Genomic DNA, 19,552 nt, shown 5'->3' with positions numbered 1-19,552 from the left:
CGCGCCACGGCGAGCCCGTCCGCAACACATAGAAGATCCCGTTGATCACCCGCCGATCGTCCACCCGGGCCACCCCGCGCGGCTTGTTCGGCAAAAGCGGATCGATCAGCCGCCACTCCGTCTCGCTCAGATCGTAGCGCGCCATTTCAAGGCTCCTTTCGGAAGCCTTGAATCAAGCGTCGCCCCAGCCAGCAAGCTTTATGAGTTCAGAACCTAGGCCCCGTCAGCTAGGCCCCGTCAGCTAGGCCCCGTTTAGCGAGGCCCCGTTTAGCGAGGCCCTGTCAGCGCCCCGCCGGGGGCGCCCCATCGTTGACTCTCGGCCGCCCGCCTGTATAACCGCGCCTCCTTGCGTCCACGGGCCTGCCCGCGGGCGCGCAATCGCTTTCAATCAAGAAGAAATACAAAGGCGCGCAACGATGTACGCGGTGATTAAGACCGGCGGCAAGCAATACCGGGTCCAGCCCGGCGACCTGCTGATCGTCGAAAAGCTGGACGGTGAGCCGGGCGCGAGCGTCGCCTTTGGCGAAGTTCTTCTGCTGGGCGACGGCGACTCCGTCACGGTCGGCGCCCCCCTCGTCGAAGGCGCCTCGGTCGCCGCGACCCTGATCGAGACCCGCAAGGGCGAGAAGGTGAAGATCTTCAAGAAGATCCGCCGTCAGGGCTATCGCCGCACCCGCGGCCACCGTCAGGCCGAGACCGTGCTGCGCGTCACCGGCATCACCGGCGCTGGCAAGGAAGCCAAGTGGGACGGCAAGATCGACCTCACCACCAAGGCCGAGCTGGACGCCCGCGCCCGCGGCCTCGACTTCGCCACCCTGAACAAGCCGAAGAAGGCCGCCGCCGCTGTGACGGCCGCCGAAGCGGCCCCCGCCCCGAAGGCCAAGAAGGCCGCGCCGAAGGCGGAAGCCGCCGAGACCGAAGCCAAGGCCGCGCCGAAGAAGGCCGCCGCCAAGGCCGAGGGCGAAAAGAAGCCGGCCGCCAAGAAGGCCGCCAAGAAGGACGAAGGCGCCGCCGAGTAATCGGCGCGTCATCCAGAGAAGGTAGGAGCACACAATGGCTCACAAAAAATCTGGCGGCTCCTCGCGCAACGGGCGCGACTCCGCGGGCCGCCGTCTCGGCGTGAAGAAGTTCGGCGGCGAAGCCATCAACGCCGGCGGCATCATCGTGCGTCAGCGCGGCACCAAGTTCTGGCCGGGTGAAGGCGTGGGCATGGGCAAGGACCATACCCTCTTCGCGCTCGTCAGCGGCGCCGTGAAGTTCGTCACCAAGCGCAACAACCGCACCTACGCCACCGTGGTGCCGGCCGAGAAGGTGATCGCTGCCGAATAGGCGGGCCTCCTTCCTCTGGTCCGCCCACTCCATCTGAGGCGGACCGGAAACGACGATCCTAGCGGGGAGTCCGGTCAGCCGGGCTCCCCGCTTTCGTTTTGGGCTCCGCGATCAACGACGGGGCCGGGAGGGTAGAAACATGTGCGCCATCGAAACGACGCCCGTCGTCGCCACGGACCGGCTGATCCTGCGCCGTCCGGTGACCTCGGACGCGGCCGAGCTTTGCCAGCTGGCCAACGATCCCGGCGTGGCCGCCATGCTCTCCCGCATGCCCCATCCCTACACCCCGAAAGACGCCGAGGACTTCCTCGGCCAGCCGGTGAACTGGCGCGAGCCCCGCTTCGCCATCCAGCACCGCGAATTCGGCTTCATGGGCATGATCGGCTTCTCCGAGCCGGCCAGGGGCCGCCCCGAGGTGGGCTACTGGCTGGGCCGCCCGTTCTGGGGCCGGGGCTACGCCACCGAAGCGCTGCGGGCGGCCCTGCGCTGGTTCGCCGGCGAATGGGGCCGCCGGGCCGTCTGGGCCCGCCACTTCGCCGACAACGGCGCCTCGGGCCAGGTGCTGGTCAAGGCCGGCTTCCTCTACACGGGCGACGTGGTGAAGCAGGACTGCCTCGCCCGCGGCGCCCCCGTGCTGTCGCGCAAGATGGTCTGGCTCGCCTGACCTCGTCCCCTCGGGGGCGCCCCCGGGCTCGCCGGGCGGCGCCCAACGCGCGGGCGGGTCGTGGACGCGCCCCTTCCATGGTATCCGCTGCCCCCATGACCGCCGAGCTTCCCCTGCTGCCGACCACCGCCTCGTTCCCGGCGCGGATGGGCGCCGTCGTCGCGGGCGCGGCGGCCATGGCCCTGGCCTCGCAGGTGGCCATCCCCATGCCCCCGGTCCCGCTGACCCTGCAGACCTACGCCGTCTTCGTGCTCAGCGCCCTCCTGGGAGGCTCCCTGACCCTGCGGGCGGTGCTGATCTGGCTGGCCGTGGGCGCCGTGGGCCTGCCGGTGTTCGCCGACGGCGGCTCGGGCCCCGGGGCCCTGTTCGGAGCCGGCCAGGGCTATCTCTTCGGCATGGCCGTGGCCGGGGCGCTCGCCGGCTACGCCCTCCAGCGGCGCAGCGCGGGCTTCGTCGCCCTCGTCGTCACCTTCCTGGCGGGCCACGCCCTGGTGCTGGCCATGGGCTGGATGGGGCTGCTCGACCGGATGGACCCCGGCCCTGCCTTCGCGGCCGGGGTGACGCCCTATCTGCCGGGCGCGGTCTTCAAGTCCCTGGCGGCGGCGGCCACCGTCCATGCGGTGAAGCTGGCGCTCGGCCGCCGGGCCGGGCTAGAGGCAGGCGAATGAAATTCCTCGACCAGGTGAAGATCTATGTGCGCTCCGGCAACGGCGGCGCCGGCGCCGTCTCGTTCCGGCGCGAGAAGTACATCGAGTACGGCGGCCCTGACGGCGGCGACGGCGGCAAGGGCGGCGATGTCTGGATTGAGGCGGTGGAGGGGCTGAACACCCTCATCGACTACCGCTACCAGCAGCACTTCCGGGCCGGCACCGGCGTCCACGGCATGGGCCGCAACCGCCACGGGGCGGCCGGGGCCGATGTGGTGCTCAAGGTCCCCGTGGGCACCGAGGTGCTCGACGAGGACAAGCAGCTGATCGTCGACATGGACGAGCCGGGCAAGCGCATCCTGCTGCTCAAGGGCGGCAACGGCGGCTTCGGCAACACCCACTTCAAGGGGCCGGTGAACCAGGCCCCCCGCCACGCCAATCCCGGCCAGCCCGGCCAGGAGATGGCCCTGTGGCTGCGGCTGAAGCTGATCGCCGACGTCGGCCTCGTGGGCCTGCCCAACGCCGGCAAGTCCACCTTCCTGGCCGCCGCCAGCGCCGCCAAGCCCAAGATCGCCGACTATCCCTTCACCACCCTCGCCCCCAACCTCGGGGTGGTGGACCTGTCGGTGGGCGAGCGCTTCGTCCTGGCCGACATCCCCGGCCTCATCGAGGGGGCCCACGAGGGGGCGGGCATCGGCACCCGCTTCCTCGGCCACATCGAGCGCACCGCCGTGCTGATCCACCTGGTGGACGGCACGCAGGAGGACATCGTCCACGCCTGGCGGACCGTCCGCCACGAGCTGGAGGCCTATGGCGAGGACCTGGCCGACAAGCCCGAGCTCCTGGCCATCAACAAGATCGACGCCCTCGACGACGAGACCCGGGCGGCCAGGCAGGCCGAGCTGGCCGCCGCCGCCGGGACCGAGGTGCGCCTGGTCTCCGGCTTCACCGGCGAGAACGTCACCGAGCTGCTGCGCGAGGCCTACAACCTCGTGCGCCGACGCAAGGCCGAGGCCGCCGAGGAGGCCGCCGGCTCCTCCGAGGGCTGGACCCCGTGAGCGACACGGGCGTGGTTGCGACGCACGAGCTGACCGCCGCCCGGCGCGTGGTGGTGAAGGTGGGCTCCGCCCTGCTGGTGGGGCCGGACGGCGCCCCCCATTCCGGCCGTCTGGCCGACTTCGCCGCCGACCTCGCCCGCCTCCGCGCCCGCGGCCAGCAGGTGGTGGTGGTCAGCTCGGGCGCCGTGGCCCTGGGCCGCCGGCGCCTGGGCCTTCGCAAGCGCGCCCTGACCCTGCCCGAGAAACAGGCCGCCGCCGCCGCCGGCCAGTCGGCCCTGATGCGCGCCTGGGAGACGGCCCTGGAGCCCCACGGCGCGGCCTGCGCCCAGGTGCTGCTCACCCGCGACGACACCGAGGTCCGCCGCCGCTGGCTCAACGCCCGGGCCACGTTGGAGACCCTCCTGTCCCTCGGCGTGGTGCCGGTGGTGAACGAGAACGACACGGTGGTCACCGAGGAGATCCGCTACGGCGACAACGACCGCCTGGCCGCCCGGGTGGCCCAGCTGGTGGGCGCCGACGTCCTGGTGCTCCTCTCCGACGTGGACGGCCTCTACACCGCCGACCCGCGCAAGGACCCGGCCGCCGTCCACATTCCCCGCGTCTCCCGCCTGACCCCCGAGATCGAGGCCATGGCCGGCGGGGCCAACGCCGAGGACGGGGTCGGCACCGGGGGCATGGCCACCAAGATCGCCGCCGCCCGCATCGCCTCGGCCAGCGGCTGCGCCACCATCATCACCGTCGGCAGCCGCGAGCAGCCCCTGGCCGCCGTCGAATCCGGGGCCCGGGCCACCATCGTCGAGGCCGTGGGCGCCCCCGCGGCGGCCTACAAGGCCTGGATCGCCGGCAGCGTCGCCCCCGCGGGCGTGCTCACCGTGGACGCCGGGGCCGCCGCTGCGGTCGCCCGGGGCAAGAGCCTGCTGGCCGCCGGGGTGCGCGGGGTCGAGGGCCGCTTCGACAAGGGCGACGCCGTCATCGTCCGGGACCAGTCCGGCCGCGAGATCGCCCGGGGCCTTTCCCGCTACGGCGCCGCCGACGCCGAGCGCATCTGCGGCCTGAAGTCCGACGCCATCGAGCCCGTCCTCGGCTACACCAGCGGCCCGATGATCCACGCCGACGACCTCGCCGTCGTCCAGCCGGCCTGAGCCCCGGCTTCACGTTTGCCGCCCCCGCGAAAGACGCCTAGGTAGTGCTCAACTTGAGCAAAACGAGGCGAACGGTGGACGAGCGCGGATCGAGCAAGCGGGCAGGCCGGCTGGAGGCCCTGAGCCCCGGACAGCCGATCCCGTTCGGCGGCGACCGCGTGGCCTATGTGGACGAGGCCCTCGCCGCCGCCTTCCGGCCCGGCGACCGCCTGCTGGTGGCGCCGAGCGGCGAGGACGCCGCCCTGCTGCATGTGCCCGCCGCCGAGCACGCCCGGGTGGAGGCCGCCGTGGGCCGCGCCGCCGCCGCCTTCGCCCGCATGGGCGAGGTCTCCGACGCCGCCATCACCGCCTTCTTCGAGGCCTTCGCCGCTCGCCTGGCGGACGACGCCGTCTGGGGTCGCATCGCCGAGGCCAACGCCCGCGACGTGGAGGCCGCCACGGCCCGGGGCCGCTCCACCACCCGCCTCAAGGTCTCGGACGCCATGCGCGCCGACATGATCGCCGGCCTGCGCGCCTGGGCCGGCGCTGAGGCCTCCCGCGGGCGGGTCCTCGAGCGCGTGGAGCATCCCGGCTGGGCGGTGGAGCAGGTGGTCGCCCCCCTGGGCGTGGTGGGCTTCGTTTTCGAGGGCCGGCCCAACGTCTTCGCCGACGCCACCGGGGTCATCCGCACCGGCAACACCGTCGTCTTCCGCATCGGCTCCGACGCCCTGGGCACCGCCCGGGCCATCGTCGCCCAGGCCCTGGAGCCCGCCCTCGCCGAGGCCGGCCTGCCCGAGGGGGCGGCGGTGCTGATCGACTCGGCCGCCCACGCCGCCGGCTGGGCCATGTTCGCCGATTCCCGCCTGTCCCTGGCCGTGGCCCGGGGCTCGGGCGCCGCCGTCGCCCAGCTCGGCGCCATCGCCCGCCAGGCCGGAACCCCCGTCAGCCTGCACGGCACGGGCGGCGCCTGGATGGTGGCGGATGCGGCCGCCGACGCCGAGCGCTTCTACGCCGCCGCCTACCACTCCCTGGACCGCAAGGTGTGCAACACCCTCAACGTCTGCTGCATCGTCGAGGCCCGGGCGGACGAGCTGATCCCGGTCTTCCTCGAGGCCCTGGAGGCCGCCGGCCGCCGCCGCAAGGGCTGCAAGCTGCACATGGCCGAGGCCGACCTTGGCCGCCTGCCCGAGGCTTGGCGCAACGCCCGGGTCACCGTGGTCCGCGCCGAGGGGCCCCGCGAGGAGCCGCTGGTGGAGCCCATCGCCGACGCCGACCTCGGCCGCGAATGGGAGTGGGAAGAGACCCCTGAGGTCAGCCTCAAGGTGGTGAAGGACGCAGCCGAGGCCGTGGCCCTGTTCAACGCCCACAGCCCGCACTTCGTGGCCAGCCTGATCTCCGAGGATCCCGAGGCCCACCGGCGCTTCTTCGCCGCCGTGGACGCGCCCTTCGTGGGCGACGGCTTCACCCGCTGGGTGGACGGCCAGTACGCCCTCGACAAGCCCGAGCTCGGCCTCTCCAACTGGGAGAACGGGCGCCTGTTCGCCCGGGGCGGCGTCCTCGCCGGCGACGGCGTATTCACCGTCCGCAGCCGCGTCGTCCAGGCCGACCCGCACCTCGACCGCGCCGGCGCCCCCACTCCGCCGAGACGGTCTTGAGCGGTCGCATGGGGTTCGCAGGTTCCGCCCGCCGGGCGCCGGCGGCCGGCCGTCCCGCCGCCCTGCGTCCCGGCTTCACCCTGACGCCGGGGATGCGCGTCGGCCTCTTCGGCGGCTCCTTCAACCCGCCGCACGAGGGCCATGCCCACGTGGCCGAGACCGCCAAGCGGCGGCTCAATCTCGACCGGGTGATCTGGCTGGTGTCGCCGCAGAACCCGCTCAAGCCCCGGCACGAGACCGTCGACCTCGGCGAGCGCATGGCCCAGGCCCGGGCCCTGGCCCGGGGTCCGGGGATGATCGTCTCCGACCTCGAGACCCGCCTCGGCTCGGCCTACACCATCGACACCCTGCGCTGGCTCAAGGCCCGCTATCCGGGGGTGAAGTTCGTCTGGATCATGGGGGCCGACAGCCTGGCGACCTTCCACCGCTGGCGCGGCTGGACCCAGATTATGCGCGAGGTGCCCGTGGCCGTGGTCTCGCGCCCCTGGATCTCGCTGAAGAGCCGCTTCTCGCCCGCCGCCCGCCGCTTCGCCGCCGCGCGGCTGCCCACCCATCAGGCCCGCCTGCTGGCCGACCGGCGCCCGCCGGCCTGGGCCTTCCTGTTCGGCCGCTTCAACTTCCTGTCGTCCACCCTGCTCCGGGAGCGTCTGCGCCGCACCCGGTCGTGATGCCATCCCGGCCAATCCGTGCTAGGGTGGGCCGCTGGGACATCAAAGGAGCTATCCCGCTGCAACGCGAACCTGCGCCTAGCGCGCAGCCGGAGCTTTCCTCCGGCGACCACCAGGGCCCTATCGGCGCCCTGGAAGATCTGATCCTGGCCCGTCTGGATGATGACAAGGCGCAGGACGTCGTCCTCATCGACCTCAAGGGCAAGAGCCCGGTCGCCGACGCCATGGTTGTGGCGTCCGGCCGGTCGCAGCGTCATGTCAGCGCCATGGCCGACCACCTGCTGCGCGCCCTGAAGGAAGCCGGCTACGGCAAGTGCCGCGTGGAGGGCCTCCCCCACGCCGACTGGGTGCTGATCGACACCGGCGACGTGATCATCCACCTCTTCCGGCCCGAGGTACGCGCCTTCTACAACATCGAGAAGATCTGGTCGGTGGAGACCGGCGGCCACCGCGCCGCCAATTGAGGATCTCCATCGTCGCCATCGGCCGCCTGCCCCGCTCGCCTGAGATGGAGCTGGTGAAGCTGTACGTCGAGCGGGCCACCAACGCCGGCCGCTCGCTCGGCCTCGGCCCGGTGGAGGTGGTGGAGGTGGAGAGCCGCAAGCCGGGCAAGGCCGCAGAGGCCGAGGCCCTGCGGACCCACCTCGCCGACGCCCACGTCATCGCCTGCGACGAGCGGGGGACGGCGCGGCCCTCCCGGGCCTTCGCCGACGAGATCGCCGCCCTGCGGGACCGGGGCGTGCGCCGGCTGGTGTTCCTGATCGGCGGGGCCGACGGCCTCGATCCGGCCCTGGTCGCCCAGGCCCACGGCAAGCTCGCCTTCGGCCCCCAGACCTGGCCCCACGCCCTGGCCCGCGCCATGCTGGCCGAGCAGGTCTATCGGGCCGTCTCAATTCTGTCCGGTTCGCCATATCATAGGGACTAGATGCACGGTCGGACGCTGATCACCGGCGGCTTGGCTGCGGCGGCGCTCTCCGCCGTCGCCCTGGCGGCTACGAGCGATCAACTCCAGCGGCTGAACTTGGCCGAGACCGAGATCTCGGCCGAGCAGGCGGCCACGCGCCATCAGCTCGCGCGCCTCCTCTCGGTGCTCCAGCAGCTCGAACGCGACCCGCCGCCCGCGCTCCTCGTCTCGCCGCAGGACGCCAAGGACGCCGTGCGCGCCGCCATCCTGGTGAAAGCCCTGACCCCCGAGCTGCAGGCCCGCGCCCGGGCCTACGCCCAGGACGCCGGCGAGGTCATGCGCCAGCGCCGCCTCGCCGCCGTCCAGAGCGAGGCGCTGTTCGAGCGCGAGAGCTTGGCCGCGGAGTCCCTGCCCGAGCCGAAGTCCAACGCGGGCCTCGCCCTGCGCGAGCCGCCGCCGCCCCTGCCGCCCGGCGCGCTGAGGGCGCCCGAGCGCCTCGTCATGCCCGCCGACGGCCCCATCGTGCGCCGCTTCGGCGAGCCCCTCGCCGGGGGCGGCAAGGCCAATGGCGTGACCCTCGCTGCGCCCCGCGGGGCCAAGGTGGTCAGCCCCGGCGTGGGGGTTGTTCAGTACGTGGGCCCCGTCAAAGGCTGGGGCGTCATCCTGATTTTAAGACTAGCGGGCGGCTATCATCTCGTGTTGGCTGGCCTGGAGAGAACGTCGGTTCAGGTCGGACAATCCGTCGCGGCGGGCCAGCCCGTCGGATGGGCGGTCGATGGTCGACAATCCACTTCCGAACTCTATCTGGAAGTGAGGGAGCAAGGTTCGCCGGTCGATCCCGGCCGGTGGCTGAGCAAGAGGGACGGGCTGAGCGCCGGGTCGGAATGATGTCGACGCCTGTCAGAAGACGCGGCGGCCGCCGCGAGAGGGGAGCCTGAGGAAGGCCATGAAGAAGTACCTCGTGATCGGCGCATCGGCGTTCATCCTCGGCGCCGGCTCCATGGCCTACGTGAGCCAGCAGGCTATCGCCTCGGCGGAGCCCCGGGCCAAGACCTACCGGATGCTGGGCCTCTTCGGCGACGTGCTGAACACCGTCCAGAACCAGTATGTGACCGAGGTCGACGACACCAAGCTGATCCAGGCGGCGATCGACGGCATGCTCACGTCGCTCGATCCGCATTCCGGCTACCTCGACCCCTCCGACTTCGACGAGATGCGCGACCAGACGCGCGGCGAATACGGCGGTCTCGGCATTGAGGTGACGAGTGAAGACGGCGTGGTCAAGGTGATCTCGCCCATGGACGGCACCCCGGCCTTCAAGGCCGGCATCAAGGCCGGCGACTACATCACCGCCGTGAACGGCGAGAGCGTGCTCGGCCTGTCGGTGAACGAGGCCGTGAAGCAGATGCGCGGCCGGCCCGGCGAGGCGGTGACGCTCACCATCGCCCGGGAAAAGACGGATCCCTTCGACGTGAAGCTGGTCCGCGAGGTCATCAAGCCCAAGTCGGCCACCGCCCGCATGGAGGGCGACTACGGCCTGCTGCGCATCGCCAACTTCAACGAGAAGACGACCGACGAGGCTGAGGCGGCCTTCCTGGAGCTGAAGGCCAAGAATCCGCACATGAAGGGCCTGATCCTCGACCTGCGGAACAACCCCGGCGGCCTGCTCGACCAGGCGGTCGGCGTCTCGGACCTGTTCCTGGAAGGCGGCGAGATCGTCAGCCAGCGCGGCCGCGACCCGCGCGACGTCGAGCGCTACAACGCCCGACCGGGCGACATCACTGGCGGCCTGCCTATGGTGGTGCTGGTGAACACCGGCTCGGCCTCGGCGGCCGAGATCGTCGCCGGCGCCCTGCAGGACCGCAAGCGGGCCGAGGTCGTGGGCCTCACCACCTTCGGCAAGGGCTCGGTCCAGACCGTCATCCCCCTGCGCGGCGGCATCGACGGCGCCCTGAAGCTGACCACGGCGCGCTACTACACGCCCTCGGGCCGCTCCATCCAGAAGACCGGCATCGAGCCGGACCTTGAGGTGGCGCTCACCCGCGAGGAGGCGCAGATCATCGCCAACCGCACCTACCAGTTCTCGGAGGCCTCGTTCCGCAACGCGCTGAACGCCGACGAGGGGAAGGTGCGGCGCGGCGCCCACGAGCCGGCCGAGGCGCCGCCCGAGGACTTCGACGAGAAGAAGGACTTCCAGATCGCCCGGGCCATGGACGTGCTGAAGTATGGCTCGGTGGCCCAGACGCCCAAGTTGCCCAAGCCGCAGCCGAAGCTCGCGGGCATCGTGGCCAAGGAGAAGGTGGCGGTGATCAAGCCGCCGCCGCCCACGAGCCAGAAGTGATCCGGCCCCGGGCCCGCGCCCGGGTTGATCGGCCGTTAACCCTGTTGCGGGAGGTTCGGCGCTGAAGGAGCGTCGCCGTGGCGAACATCGCACTGCCCCGTCTCAAGGCTCCGGCGCCGGGCGCCGCGAGGCTCATGAAGAGCCCAGCTCTTGGCGTGGCCGGGGCGGGCGTGCTGTTTCTCGGCGCAGCCTTCGCCCTGGTCCAGATGCTGGGCCCGCTGGCGGCCGGCGGCCGGGCGCATGTGCCTCTGGACGGCGCCTTCCGCGAGGCTCCCGCCGGCTGGCGCGAAGCCCTCAGGCCCCAGTCCGGCCCGGTCACGCCGCAGCCCGACGTGGTGCGCCTCTCGGAGCGGCCGCTGGCTCCCCTGGCCGCCCCCGCCTGGAACGCCTCGGGCGCCTCGCCGCCCCGTCCTCCCGCGGGCGAAGCCCTGCCGCCGGCCCCCATCGCCGGCTTCTTCGCCCCCGGCCCGGGCGGTCCGCTGCCGATCATCGCCCAGGACGGCCGCACGCCGGCCGATGCCTACGCCCGTCCCTTCACGCCCAACGGCCGCCCCAAGGTCGGCCTCGTGGTCGGCGGTCTCGGCCTCAACACCCGCGCCACCCGCCAGGCGATCGAGACCCTGCGCCCCGAGATCACCCTGTCGTTCGTGGTCTATACCGAGGAGCTCCAGGGGTGGATCGACATGGCCCGGGCCCACGGCCACGAGGTGCTGCTTGAGACTCCGCTGGAGCCCCTGGACTATCCGGACAATGACCCAGGGCCCTACACCCTGATGACCAGCGCCACCCCGCCCGAGACGGCCAAGAAGCTGGAATGGATCCTCTCCCGGGCCACCGGCTACTTCGGCCTGACCAACTACCTCGGCTCGCGCTTCCTTGCGGATGAGCGGGCCTACGAGGCCCTGGCGAGCTCGCTCCGGGCGCGGGGCCTGGCCTTCATCGACGACGGAACCGCGGCCCGCCGGAACGGCGGCCTGCCCCGCGCCACCGCCGACCGGGTGATCGACGACCAGCTCTCCCGCGGAGCCATCGATCAGCAGCTTCTGGCCCTTGAGGCCGGGGCCCTGCAAAGGGGCCAGGCCCTCGGCTCGGCCTTCGCCTACCCCGTGACCCTGGAGACGGTTGCACGCTGGGCCAATGAGGTGGAACAGAGGGGCTATCAGCTGACCCCCGCGTCGGCGCTCACCACCCGCAGCCATGACCGACCTTTCGCTCTACCGCCCCAACGTGGGGGTGGTGCTGTTCCATCCCGATGGCCGCGTCTGGCTCGGCCGGCGCGCGGGCACGCCGCCGCCGTATAACTGGCAGTTTCCGCAGGGCGGCGTGGACGACGGCGAGGACCTGGAGGTCGCTGCGCGACGCGAACTGGCCGAAGAGACCGGCGCCGTCAGCATCACCTATCTCGCCCGCACCGACGGCTGGCTGACCTACGACTTTCCGCCCGCCGTGGACGAGGCCGCCCGACGGGGCTGGAAGGGCCAGCGGCAGGTGTGGTTCGCCTTCCGCTTCGACGGGCCGGAATCGCAGTTCGACCTCGCCGCCCATGGCGAGCCCGAGTTCGACGCCTGGCGCTGGGGGTACCTCGCCGAAGCCCCCGGCCTGATCGTGCCGTTCAAGCGACCCACCTATGAGCAGGTGGCCGCCGCCTTCGCCCCCCTGGCTGCTACACCGGCTCCCAAGGAGGCGGGAGGCTGAAACCTTCGCTTGCAGTTGCCGGTTTGGCGCTAGACTGCCGGCGGCGCAAAGCCGCGCTGGAAGGGGCAAGCGCTCCATGCCCACGGTAGTGATGGTCCACGGCGCCTTCTGCGGCGGCTGGTCGTTCGAGCGCTTCCGCGGGCCGTTCGAGGCCCGCGGCTGGCGCGTGCTGACCCCGGACCTGCGCGGACACGGCGTACGCGCCCCGGCCTCGGCCGTAGCGGGGCTCTCCATGGCCGACTATGCGCGCGACCTCGTCCAGTTCTGCGCCGGCCTGCCCGAACCGCCGGTGCTCGTGGGACACTCCCTGGGGGGCCTCGTCTGCCAGCTCGCGGCGCGGGAAGCCCGGGCCGCGGCCGTGGTGCTCCTCACACCCTCTCCCCCCTGGGGCGTCACCGGCTCCAGCGTCGAGGAGACGCTGACCGCTGCGGCCGTAGGTTTGCTGGACCCGTTCTGGTCCGGCGCCGTGCCCCCCGACCGGAACGTCATGCGCCGCCACGGACTCGATCGGATCCACGGGCCCTACTGCGACGAGATCCTGGCTCGCATCGGCCATGAGAGCGCCCGGGCCCTGCGCGAAGTGCTGAACTGGTGGCTCGACCCCTTTATGACCACCGCCATCGGACCGGGCCCGCTCCCTGTTCCCACCCTGGCCATCGCAGGGGAGCGCGACGCCGTCCATCCACCCGCCACCGTGCGGCGCACGGCCGAGCGGATCGGCGCCGCCTATCGGGAGATGCCGCAGATGAGCCACTGGCTGGTGGGCGAGCCCGGTTGGGAAGACGTCGCCGCCCTCGCGCTCGACTGGCTGGAAGACCGGCCGCGCGCCGCGGCCTAGGCTTTGGTGAGCAGCTTCAGCCCGAGGATTCCGGACAGGATCAGCCCGACGCAGAGAAGCCGGGCCACCGTGGCCGGCTCCTTGAAGAGGATGATGCCGAGCAGAACCGTCCCGGCTGCGCCAATGCCGGTCCAGACCGCATAGGCCGTGCCCAGGGGCAGACTACGGACGGAGAGGCCCAGGAGGCCCATGCTGGCGGCGAGGCTGACGGCGGTGAACACCGTGGGACCAATCCGGGTGAAGCCCTCGGTGTATTTCAGGCCCACGGCCCAGGCGACCTCGAACAGGCCGGCGATGAAGAGAATGACCCAGGCCATGCGAGGCCTCCTACTTGCGTCGGAGGTCGTCCTCCCGGTGGGGAAAGCGCGCCGGGGTCGTCCCCGGCGCGCGGGAGCGTCTTAGAACTTGCGTTCCTGATACTGGAAGGTGGCCAGATCGTAGGCCTTGTTCACCGGGGTGTCGTCCGGATTGCGCACGGTCGAGATGTTGAGGCCGGTGGACGAGTTCGAGGTCACGTGCTCCCACGAGCGGCGCACGCGCTTCAGGCCGTCGGGATCGACCGGCTGGGTATAGTTGGCGGTCGGCTCCAGCGGCGGGTTCTGCACGAAGGCGTAGACATTCAGCGCCTCGGTGAGCGGAGCGTCCTGACCCGGGGCGAAGCGAACTTCGCCGAAGCAGACGTCCTTGTTGGAGCCCTGCGGGTAGACGACGATCTGATAGGCCTTGGCCCCGCCCAGGGGCTTGGCCCAGAACTGCTCGCGCTTGTTCAGCTTGAAGCCTTGCGCCTTGGCGATGTCGTCGAGATTGCCGCCGCGGACAGCCGGCTTGCAGACGTTCTCGATCACCGAGATCAGGGCCGCACCGTCGCCGGTGGTCGGCAGGGTCGGCGCAGGCTGCGCGGCCGCAGCGGGGGCGGCGTCGGCGGCGGGCGCCGGTTGAGCGGCGTCCTGAGCTTGAGCGGCGGTAGCCAGGCCCGCGGCAAGGACGAGGCTGGAGATGGCGAGACGCATGGACAAAGTTCCCCTGACTTCAGGCGGCGCATCAAACTTTAGAGGGGCGCCGGAGGCAAGGCCTCACGACGCCAACTCTCAAGCTGTACGGAATTCGCCGCTCTAGGCGGCTTCCGATGCGTGCTCGGCCAGGATCGTCAGGCCTTCCGGCGTCACGTCGGCGAAGCCGCCACGGACGTCATAGACCGTGATCTGGCCGTCCTGATGCACGCGGACCTGGCCTTCCTTCAGCGCCGTCATGAACGGCGCATGGTTGGCGAGGACGCCGAAGTCGCCTTCCGACCCCGGCGCATCGACCTGGTCCACGAGACCCGAGAACAGCTCGCGCTCGGGGGACACCAGCGAGAAGTGGAGCTTTTCGGCCATCTTCCCTTACGCTTCCGCCGCCAGCTTCTCAGCCTTGGCGACGGCCTCTTCGATGGTGCCGACCATGTAGAAGGCGGCTTCCGGCAGGTGGTCGTACTCGCCGTCGCAGATCGCCTTGAACGAGCGGATGGTGTCCTTCAGCTCCACGAAGGCGCCGGGCGTGTTGGTGAACTGCTCGGCCACGTGGAACGGCTGCGACAGGAAGCGCTGGATCTTCCGGGCGCGGGCCACGGTCAGCTTGTCCTCTTCCGACAGCTCGTCCATGCCCAGGATGGCGATGATGTCCTTCAGGGCCTTGTACTGCTGCAGGATTTCCTGCGTGCGGCGGGCCACCGTGTAGTGCTCCTCGCCGATGATCAGCGGGTCCATGATCCGCGACGTGGAGTCCAGCGGGTCCACGGCCGGGAAGATAGCCTGGGCGGCGATGTCGCGCGACAGCACGGTCGTGGCGTCCAGGTGGGCGAACGAGGTGGCCGGCGCCGGGTCGGTCAGGTCGTCGGCGGGCACGTAGATGGCCTGCACCGAGGTGATCGAGCCCTTGGTCGTCGAGGTGATCCGCTCCTGCAGGTTGCCCATCTCAGTGGCCAGCGTCGGCTGATAGCCCACGGCCGAGGGGATGCGGCCCAGGAGGGCCGACACTTCGGCGCCCGCCTGGGTGAAGCGGAAGATGTTGTCGACGAACAGCAGCACGTCCTTGCCTTCCACGTCGCGGAAGTACTCGGCCTGGGTCAGGCCGGTCAGGGCGACGCGGGCGCGGGCGCCCGGCGGCTCGTTCATCTGGCCGTACACGAGGGCGCACTTGGAGCCTTCGGTGGAGCCGTTGTTCTTCTTCGGGTCCACATTCACGTTGGACTCGATCATCTCGTGGTAGAGGTCGTTACCCTCGCGGGTACGCTCGCCCACGCCGGCCAGCACGGAGTAACCGCCGTAGGCCTTGGCGATGTTGTTGATCAACTCCTGCATCGTCACGGTCTTGCCGACGCCGGCGCCGCCGAACAGGCCGATCTTGCCGCCCTTGGTGTAGGGGCACATCAGGTCGATGACCTTGATGCCCGTGACGAGCACTTCCGCCGAGGTCGACTGCTCGGCGAAGCTCGGGGCTTCCCGGTGGATCGGCGAGAAGGTGGTGGTCTTGATCGGACCGGCTTCGTCGATCGGCTCGCCGATGACGTTCATGATCCGGCCGAGGGTGCCCGGGCCGACCGGCACGCTGATCGGGCCGCCGGTGTCCACCACGGACTGACCGCGGGTTAGGCCCTCGGTGGTGTCCATCGCGATGGTACGGACGGTGTTCTCGCCGAGGTGTTGCGCCACTTCGAGCACGAGGCGGAACGGCTTGCCGGTCCGCTGGTCGGTGTTGGTGGTCTCCAGGGCGTTCATGATCGCCGGCAGGTGGCCCTCGAAGGCCACGTCGACGACGGCGCCGATGACCTGGACGATCTTGCCGGTGGCGACGCCCTTCGCGGCCGGGGCCGGAGCGGCGGACGCGGCGGCCTTCTTCGCGGGGGCCTTGCGGGCGGGCTTCTTGGCGGGAGCTTCAGACATGACGGGCTCTTTCGGTGACTAGAGCGCCTCGGCGCCGGAGATGATCTCGATCAGCTCCTTGGTGATCTGCGCCTGGCGGGAGCGGTTGTACTGCAGGGTGAGGTTGGCGATCATGTCGCCGGCATTGCGGGTGGCGTTGTCCATCGCCGTCATCTGCGCGGCGTAGAAGCCCGCCTGGTTCTCCAGCATGGCGGCGAAGAGCTGAGTGGTGATGTTGCGCGGCAGCAGGGTCTCGAGGATCTGCTCCTCGTCCGGCTCATACGCGTAGGTCGCACCCTTCAGGTCCAGCGGCTCAGCGCCGTCGCCCACTTCCGCAGGGATCAGCTGACGGATGGTCGGCGTCTGCGAGACCACCGAGCGGAAGCGCGAGTAGATCAGGTGGACCACGTCCGCCTCTCCAGCCGCGAACAGCTCCTGGATCTTCGCTGAGACTTCCTCCGCGGTGGCCAGGGACGGATTGCCGCCCGCCTCGTACGAGGCCACCAGGCGGTCGCCCGCCAGGCGGCGGAGCTGGTCGCGGGCCTTGCGGCCGATGGTCAGGACCAGGACGTCCTTGCCTTCCGCCGACAGGGCGTTGATCTTCTCGCGCGCGGTGCGGACGATCGCCGAGTTGAAACCGCCGGCCAGGCCGCGGTCGGACGCGGCCACCACCACCAGATGGCGGCGGTCCGAGCCCGTGCCGACCAGCAGCCGGGGCGCCCCCTCGCCGGACACGCCGGCGGCGAGGTTGGCGATGACGGCGGCCATACGCTGGGCGTAGGGGCGCGCGTTCTGGGCCGCGTCCTGCGCCTTCCGCAGCTTGGCCGCTGCCACCATCTGCATCGCTTTCGTGATCTTCTGCGTGGCTTTCACGCTTCCGATCCGATTGCGCATCTCCTTGAGGCTGGCCATCGCCGGCTACTCGCTCCCGGGTCAGGTCAGTCTTAGGCGAAGGATTCGGCGAAGGCGGCGAGGGCCGCCTTCAGGCGGTCTTCCACCGGGCCGAGGTCCTTCTTGGTGCGGATTTCGTCCAGGATGTCCTGGTGCTTGGCGTGCATGTGGGCCAGCAGTTCGGCCTCGAAGCGGCCGACCTGCGACACCGGCACCTTGTCGAGGTAGCCGCGGGTGCCGGCGTACACCGACACGACCTGCTCCTCGACCGCCAGCGGCGAGTACTGGGGCTGCTTCAGCAGCTCGGTCAGACGCTCGCCGCGGGCCAGCTGGCGCTGGGTGGCCACGTCCAGGTCCGAGCCGAACTTCGCGAAGGCGGCCATTTCCCGGTACTGGGCGAGCTCGCCCTTGATCGGGCCGGCGGCGGTCTTCATCGCCTTGATCTGGGCCGAGGAGCCCACGCGCGACACCGAGATGCCGACGTTCACCGCCGGGCGGATGCCCTGGAAGAACAGGTCGGTCTCGAGGAAGATCTGGCCGTCGGTGATCGAGATCACGTTCGTCGGGATGTAGGCCGACACGTCGTTGGCCTGCGTCTCGATGATCGGCAGGGCGGTCAGCGAGCCGAGGCCGTTTTCCTCGTTCAGCTTCGCCGCGCGCTCCAGCAGACGGGAGTGCAGGTAGAACACGTCGCCCGGGTAGGCTTCACGGCCCGGCGGGCGGCGCAGCAGCAGCGACATCTGGCGGTAGGCGACGGCCTGCTTGGACAGGTCGTCATAGATGATCACGGCGTGCATGCCGTTGTCGCGGAACCATTCGCCCATGGCGCAGCCGGCGAACGGCGCCAGGAACTGCAGCGGGGCCGGCTCCGAGGCGGTGGCCGACACGACGATCGTGTAGTCGAGGGCGCCACGCTCCTCGAGGGTCTTCACGATCTGGGCGACGGTCGAACGCTTCTGACCGATGGCCACGTAGATGCAGTAGAGCTTCTGGCTCTCGTCGCCCGCGGCGTTGACCGACTTCTGGTTCAGGATGGTGTCGACGGCGACAGCGGTCTTGCCGGTCTGGCGGTCGCCGATGATCAGCTCGCGCTGACCGCGGCCCACCGGGATCAGGGTGTCGATGGCCTTCAGGCCGGTCTGCACCGGCTCGTGCACCGACTTCCGCGGAATGATGCCCGGAGCCTTCACGTCCACGCGGCGACGCTCCGGCACGTCGGTGATCGGCCCCTTGCCGTCGATCGGCTCGCCCAGCGGGTTCACCACGCGACCCAGCAGGCCCTTGCCCACCGGCACGTCCACGATCTCGCCCAGGCGACGGACTTCGTCGCCTTCGCGGATGGCGCGGTCTTCGCCGAAGATCACGATGCCGACGTTGTCGCGCTCGAGGTTGAGCGCCATGCCCTTCACGCCGGCCGAGGGGAACTCGACCATTTCGCCGGCCTGGACGTTGTCGAGGCCATAGGCGCGGGCGATGCCGTCACCCACCGACAGCACGGAGCCGACGTCCGAGACATCGGCTTCCTCGCCGAAGTTGGCGATCTGGGACTTCAGGATGGCCGAAATCTCGGCGGCGCGGATATCCATGGGCTTTACGCTCTCTTGAGGGCGAATTTGAGGGAGTCGAGCTTCGAACGGAGCGAAGCGTCGAACAGACGGGAGCCGACCTTCACCTTGATGCCGCCCAGCAGGGACGGATCGACGCGGGTCGTGATTTCAGGATCCTTGCCCAGCGCCTGGCGCAGCGCCGCGGCCACGCCCTTGGCCTGAGCCGAGGACAGCGGCACGGCGGTGACGACCTCGGCCGACACGGCGCCGCGACCAGCAGCGGCCAGGGCCTCAAACGCCGAGATCACCTCCGGCAGGGCCGCGGCGCGGCCGTTCACGGCCAACAGGCCCAGGAACTTCTGGGTGATCGGGTTGAACTTCGCCTTCTGCGCAATGGCGGCCAGGCCCTTGCGCTTGTCTTCTGACCCGAACGCCGGCGAAGCCAGCAGGGCGCGCAGGTCCCGGCTGTCGGCGATCGCCGCCTTCAGGGACTTCAGGTCCGCCTCGACGGCCTGGACCTTCTTCTGTTCGTTCGCGAGATCGAACAGGGCCTGGGCATATCTGCCGCCCACATTCGATGCCTTGGAGTCGTCCGCCACTTAAAACCCGCCCGGTGCGTGCCATGAGCCGCTAGCGGAGCTTCCGTTGCGGCATTAAAGGCTTGAAAGCGCTTGAAAAAGGCACAACGAGCCAAGAGCCCGGAAGGGCCCTGGCCCAAAGCCGCGCGCTCACTAGCACGCGTTCTTTTGCGCCGCAACCGAACGGGCGCTGTGCGCGGCGATTCTGTCCATCTCCGGCGCCGCCACAAGAGCCTGGGCTACAAAAAAGCCCCGCCGGCGGGCCGGCGGGGCGAGGGTCAACAGAGCTCGACTAGAGAGAGCTGCTGGGAGTCTTACTGCTTGGCGATCTGGGTCGCCGAGTCGGCCTTGGCCAGGGCCTTGGCGTTGCAGTCGGCCAGGCGACCGTCGTCCAGCGCCTTGCGACCCGAGAACGCGGCCACCGGGCCCACCTTCTCGGCGATCGTCTTGCAGGTGGACGTGGCGAAGGTCTGCGAGGTCGGAGCCGTGGCCACGCAGGCGTCGGCTTCGCAGACGAACATCGCGCCGCCGGCGATGAACTTGGTCTTCTCGGCGACCGGGGCCTGCAGCTTGGCGGTGACCGGTTCGGCGGCGAAGGCGGCCGAGCCGGCGGCCAGGGCGGTCAGGGCGGCGCAGGCGGCCGCAAAGGTACGGAGCTTCATCGAGAGCCCTCCAGCGTTTCGGGGGAGTGCGGCGCCCTGCTCGAAAGCGCCGGC

General features: G+C 70.6%; 23 protein-coding genes and 1 pseudogene. 15 read left to right on the top strand and 9 right to left on the bottom strand.

From position 1 onward, the window contains the following. A partial coding sequence (locus BO64_RS16165; RefSeq protein ID WP_496401730.1) for a transposase occupies positions 1-145 on the bottom strand: 145 nt, incomplete at its 3' end. 271 nt (positions 146-416) lie between these two features. Here BO64_RS16165 and rplU point away from each other — a divergent pair. The 15 genes and pseudogenes from rplU to BO64_RS16090 all read left to right on the top strand — a co-directional run bounded on the left by rplU (position 417) and on the right by BO64_RS16090 (position 12,920). Further along, on the top strand, positions 417-1,019 hold the full coding sequence (gene rplU, locus BO64_RS16160) for a 50S ribosomal protein L21 (RefSeq protein ID WP_496404336.1): 603 nt from the start codon (positions 417-419) through the stop codon (positions 1,017-1,019). Positions 1,020-1,053: 34 nt separating this feature from the next. Continuing rightward, positions 1,054-1,329, top strand: a complete 276-nt coding sequence (rpmA, locus tag BO64_RS16155) for a 50S ribosomal protein L27 (protein WP_496404335.1) — start codon at positions 1,054-1,056, stop codon at positions 1,327-1,329. Between the two features lie 139 nt (positions 1,330-1,468). Continuing rightward, entirely contained in the window at positions 1,469-1,993 is a 525-nt protein-coding gene (locus BO64_RS16150) for a GNAT family N-acetyltransferase (protein WP_496404334.1), read from the top strand. 77 nt (positions 1,994-2,070) lie between these two features. Next, the gene (locus BO64_RS16145; RefSeq protein ID WP_496404333.1) at positions 2,071-2,661 is read left to right on the top strand and encodes a biotin transporter BioY; all 591 of its coding nucleotides are present in this window, start codon (positions 2,071-2,073) and stop codon (positions 2,659-2,661) included. Further along, positions 2,658-3,698: a GTPase ObgE gene (gene obgE, locus BO64_RS16140; protein WP_496404332.1), complete on the top strand. Its 1,041-nt coding sequence runs from the start codon at positions 2,658-2,660 to the stop codon at positions 3,696-3,698. The genes BO64_RS16145 and obgE overlap by 4 nt, the downstream gene beginning before the upstream one ends. An 11-nt stretch (positions 3,699-3,709) precedes the next feature. After that, positions 3,710-4,840: a glutamate 5-kinase gene (gene proB / locus BO64_RS16135; protein WP_496404342.1), complete on the top strand. Its 1,131-nt coding sequence runs from the start codon at positions 3,710-3,712 to the stop codon at positions 4,838-4,840. A gap of 74 nt (positions 4,841-4,914) precedes the next feature. Then, a complete protein-coding gene (locus BO64_RS16130; RefSeq protein ID WP_496404331.1) occupies positions 4,915-6,474 on the top strand; it encodes an aldehyde dehydrogenase family protein in 1,560 nt (519 codons plus the stop codon). 8 nt (positions 6,475-6,482) lie between these two features. Continuing rightward, positions 6,483-7,142, top strand: coding sequence for a nicotinate-nucleotide adenylyltransferase (locus tag BO64_RS16125; RefSeq protein WP_496404330.1), 660 nt, complete (start codon positions 6,483-6,485; stop codon positions 7,140-7,142). Positions 7,143-7,168: 26 nt separating this feature from the next. Then, positions 7,169-7,606, top strand: coding sequence for a ribosome silencing factor (gene rsfS / locus BO64_RS16120; protein WP_496404329.1), 438 nt, complete (start codon positions 7,169-7,171; stop codon positions 7,604-7,606). Beyond that, positions 7,603-8,067 (top strand): 23S rRNA (pseudouridine(1915)-N(3))-methyltransferase RlmH, encoded by a 465-nt coding sequence (gene rlmH / locus BO64_RS16115; RefSeq protein WP_496404328.1) that lies wholly within the window; start codon positions 7,603-7,605, stop codon positions 8,065-8,067. The genes rsfS and rlmH overlap by 4 nt, the downstream gene beginning before the upstream one ends. After that, positions 8,068-8,934, top strand: a complete 867-nt coding sequence (locus BO64_RS16110) for a murein hydrolase activator EnvC family protein (protein WP_496404327.1) — start codon at positions 8,068-8,070, stop codon at positions 8,932-8,934. Positions 8,935-8,992: 58 nt separating this feature from the next. Beyond that, a complete protein-coding gene (locus BO64_RS16105) occupies positions 8,993-10,387 on the top strand; it encodes a S41 family peptidase (protein WP_496404326.1) in 1,395 nt (464 codons plus the stop codon). 77 nt (positions 10,388-10,464) lie between these two features. Then, entirely contained in the window at positions 10,465-11,688 is a 1,224-nt protein-coding gene (locus BO64_RS16100; RefSeq protein WP_496404325.1) for a divergent polysaccharide deacetylase family protein, read from the top strand. Then, positions 11,585-12,083 (top strand): annotated as a pseudogene (locus BO64_RS16095) (RNA pyrophosphohydrolase); the annotation flags it as partial. The gene BO64_RS16100 and the pseudogene BO64_RS16095, both read left to right, overlap by 104 nt. 75 nt (positions 12,084-12,158) lie before the next feature. After that, entirely contained in the window at positions 12,159-12,920 is a 762-nt protein-coding gene (locus BO64_RS16090) for an alpha/beta hydrolase (RefSeq protein WP_496404341.1), read from the top strand. On the opposite strand, the gene sugE is transcribed toward BO64_RS16090, so the two are convergent. From sugE to BO64_RS16050, 8 genes are all read right to left on the bottom strand, one after another. Further along, positions 12,917-13,237 (bottom strand): quaternary ammonium compound efflux SMR transporter SugE, encoded by a 321-nt coding sequence (sugE, locus tag BO64_RS16085; RefSeq protein WP_496404324.1) that lies wholly within the window; start codon positions 13,235-13,237, stop codon positions 12,917-12,919. The genes BO64_RS16090 and sugE overlap by 4 nt on opposite strands. Positions 13,238-13,318: 81 nt before the next feature. After that, positions 13,319-13,930, bottom strand: coding sequence for a hypothetical protein (locus BO64_RS16080; protein WP_496404323.1), 612 nt, complete (start codon positions 13,928-13,930; stop codon positions 13,319-13,321). A 102-nt stretch (positions 13,931-14,032) separates the two neighbouring features. After that, entirely contained in the window at positions 14,033-14,296 is a 264-nt protein-coding gene (locus BO64_RS16075; RefSeq protein ID WP_496404322.1) for an ATP synthase F1 subunit epsilon, read from the bottom strand. A gap of 6 nt (positions 14,297-14,302) precedes the next feature. Next, positions 14,303-15,841 (bottom strand): F0F1 ATP synthase subunit beta, encoded by a 1,539-nt coding sequence (gene atpD, locus BO64_RS16070; RefSeq protein WP_496404321.1) that lies wholly within the window; start codon positions 15,839-15,841, stop codon positions 14,303-14,305. A gap of 18 nt (positions 15,842-15,859) precedes the next feature. Continuing rightward, the gene (locus tag BO64_RS16065; RefSeq protein ID WP_496404320.1) at positions 15,860-16,732 is read right to left on the bottom strand and encodes a F0F1 ATP synthase subunit gamma; all 873 of its coding nucleotides are present in this window, start codon (positions 16,730-16,732) and stop codon (positions 15,860-15,862) included. Positions 16,733-16,764: 32 nt separating this feature from the next. Further along, the gene (gene atpA, locus BO64_RS16060) at positions 16,765-18,297 is read right to left on the bottom strand and encodes a F0F1 ATP synthase subunit alpha (RefSeq protein ID WP_496404319.1); all 1,533 of its coding nucleotides are present in this window, start codon (positions 18,295-18,297) and stop codon (positions 16,765-16,767) included. Between the two features lie 5 nt (positions 18,298-18,302). Beyond that, a complete protein-coding gene (locus BO64_RS16055; RefSeq protein ID WP_496404318.1) occupies positions 18,303-18,857 on the bottom strand; it encodes a F0F1 ATP synthase subunit delta in 555 nt (184 codons plus the stop codon). A gap of 293 nt (positions 18,858-19,150) precedes the next feature. After that, a complete protein-coding gene (locus BO64_RS16050; protein ID WP_496404317.1) occupies positions 19,151-19,498 on the bottom strand; it encodes a DUF8200 family protein in 348 nt (115 codons plus the stop codon). Between the last annotated feature and the right edge of the window lie 54 nt (positions 19,499-19,552).

Source organism: Phenylobacterium composti DSM 19425, assembly GCF_059568645.1.
The sequence above is the reverse complement of the archived record's forward strand: the minus strand, read 5'-3'. Positions and strand labels throughout refer to the sequence as shown.

Bases quoted from the DNA above. Each gene is read 5' to 3' on its own strand.
- rplU (WP_496404336.1), top strand. From the start codon at position 417: ATGTACGCGGTGATTAAGACCGGCGGCAAGCAATACCGGGTCCAGCCC.
- rpmA (WP_496404335.1), top strand. From the start codon at position 1,054: ATGGCTCACAAAAAATCTGGCGGCTCCTCGCGCAACGGGCGCGACTCC.
- BO64_RS16150 (WP_496404334.1), top strand. From the start codon at position 1,469: ATGTGCGCCATCGAAACGACGCCCGTCGTCGCCACGGACCGGCTGATC.
- BO64_RS16145 (WP_496404333.1), top strand. From the start codon at position 2,071: ATGGTATCCGCTGCCCCCATGACCGCCGAGCTTCCCCTGCTGCCGACC.
- obgE (WP_496404332.1), top strand. From the start codon at position 2,658: ATGAAATTCCTCGACCAGGTGAAGATCTATGTGCGCTCCGGCAACGGC.
- BO64_RS16125 (WP_496404330.1), top strand. From the start codon at position 6,483: ATGGGGTTCGCAGGTTCCGCCCGCCGGGCGCCGGCGGCCGGCCGTCCC.
- BO64_RS16110 (WP_496404327.1), top strand. From the start codon at position 8,068: ATGCACGGTCGGACGCTGATCACCGGCGGCTTGGCTGCGGCGGCGCTC.
- BO64_RS16105 (WP_496404326.1), top strand. From the start codon at position 8,993: ATGAAGAAGTACCTCGTGATCGGCGCATCGGCGTTCATCCTCGGCGCC.
- BO64_RS16090 (WP_496404341.1), top strand. From the start codon at position 12,159: ATGCCCACGGTAGTGATGGTCCACGGCGCCTTCTGCGGCGGCTGGTCG.
- sugE (WP_496404324.1), bottom strand. From the start codon at position 13,237: ATGGCCTGGGTCATTCTCTTCATCGCCGGCCTGTTCGAGGTCGCCTGG.
- BO64_RS16080 (WP_496404323.1), bottom strand. From the start codon at position 13,930: ATGCGTCTCGCCATCTCCAGCCTCGTCCTTGCCGCGGGCCTGGCTACC.
- BO64_RS16075 (WP_496404322.1), bottom strand. From the start codon at position 14,296: ATGGCCGAAAAGCTCCACTTCTCGCTGGTGTCCCCCGAGCGCGAGCTG.
- atpD (WP_496404321.1), bottom strand. From the start codon at position 15,841: ATGTCTGAAGCTCCCGCCAAGAAGCCCGCCCGCAAGGCCCCCGCGAAG.
- BO64_RS16065 (WP_496404320.1), bottom strand. From the start codon at position 16,732: ATGGCCAGCCTCAAGGAGATGCGCAATCGGATCGGAAGCGTGAAAGCC.
- atpA (WP_496404319.1), bottom strand. From the start codon at position 18,297: ATGGATATCCGCGCCGCCGAGATTTCGGCCATCCTGAAGTCCCAGATC.
- BO64_RS16050 (WP_496404317.1), bottom strand. From the start codon at position 19,498: ATGAAGCTCCGTACCTTTGCGGCCGCCTGCGCCGCCCTGACCGCCCTG.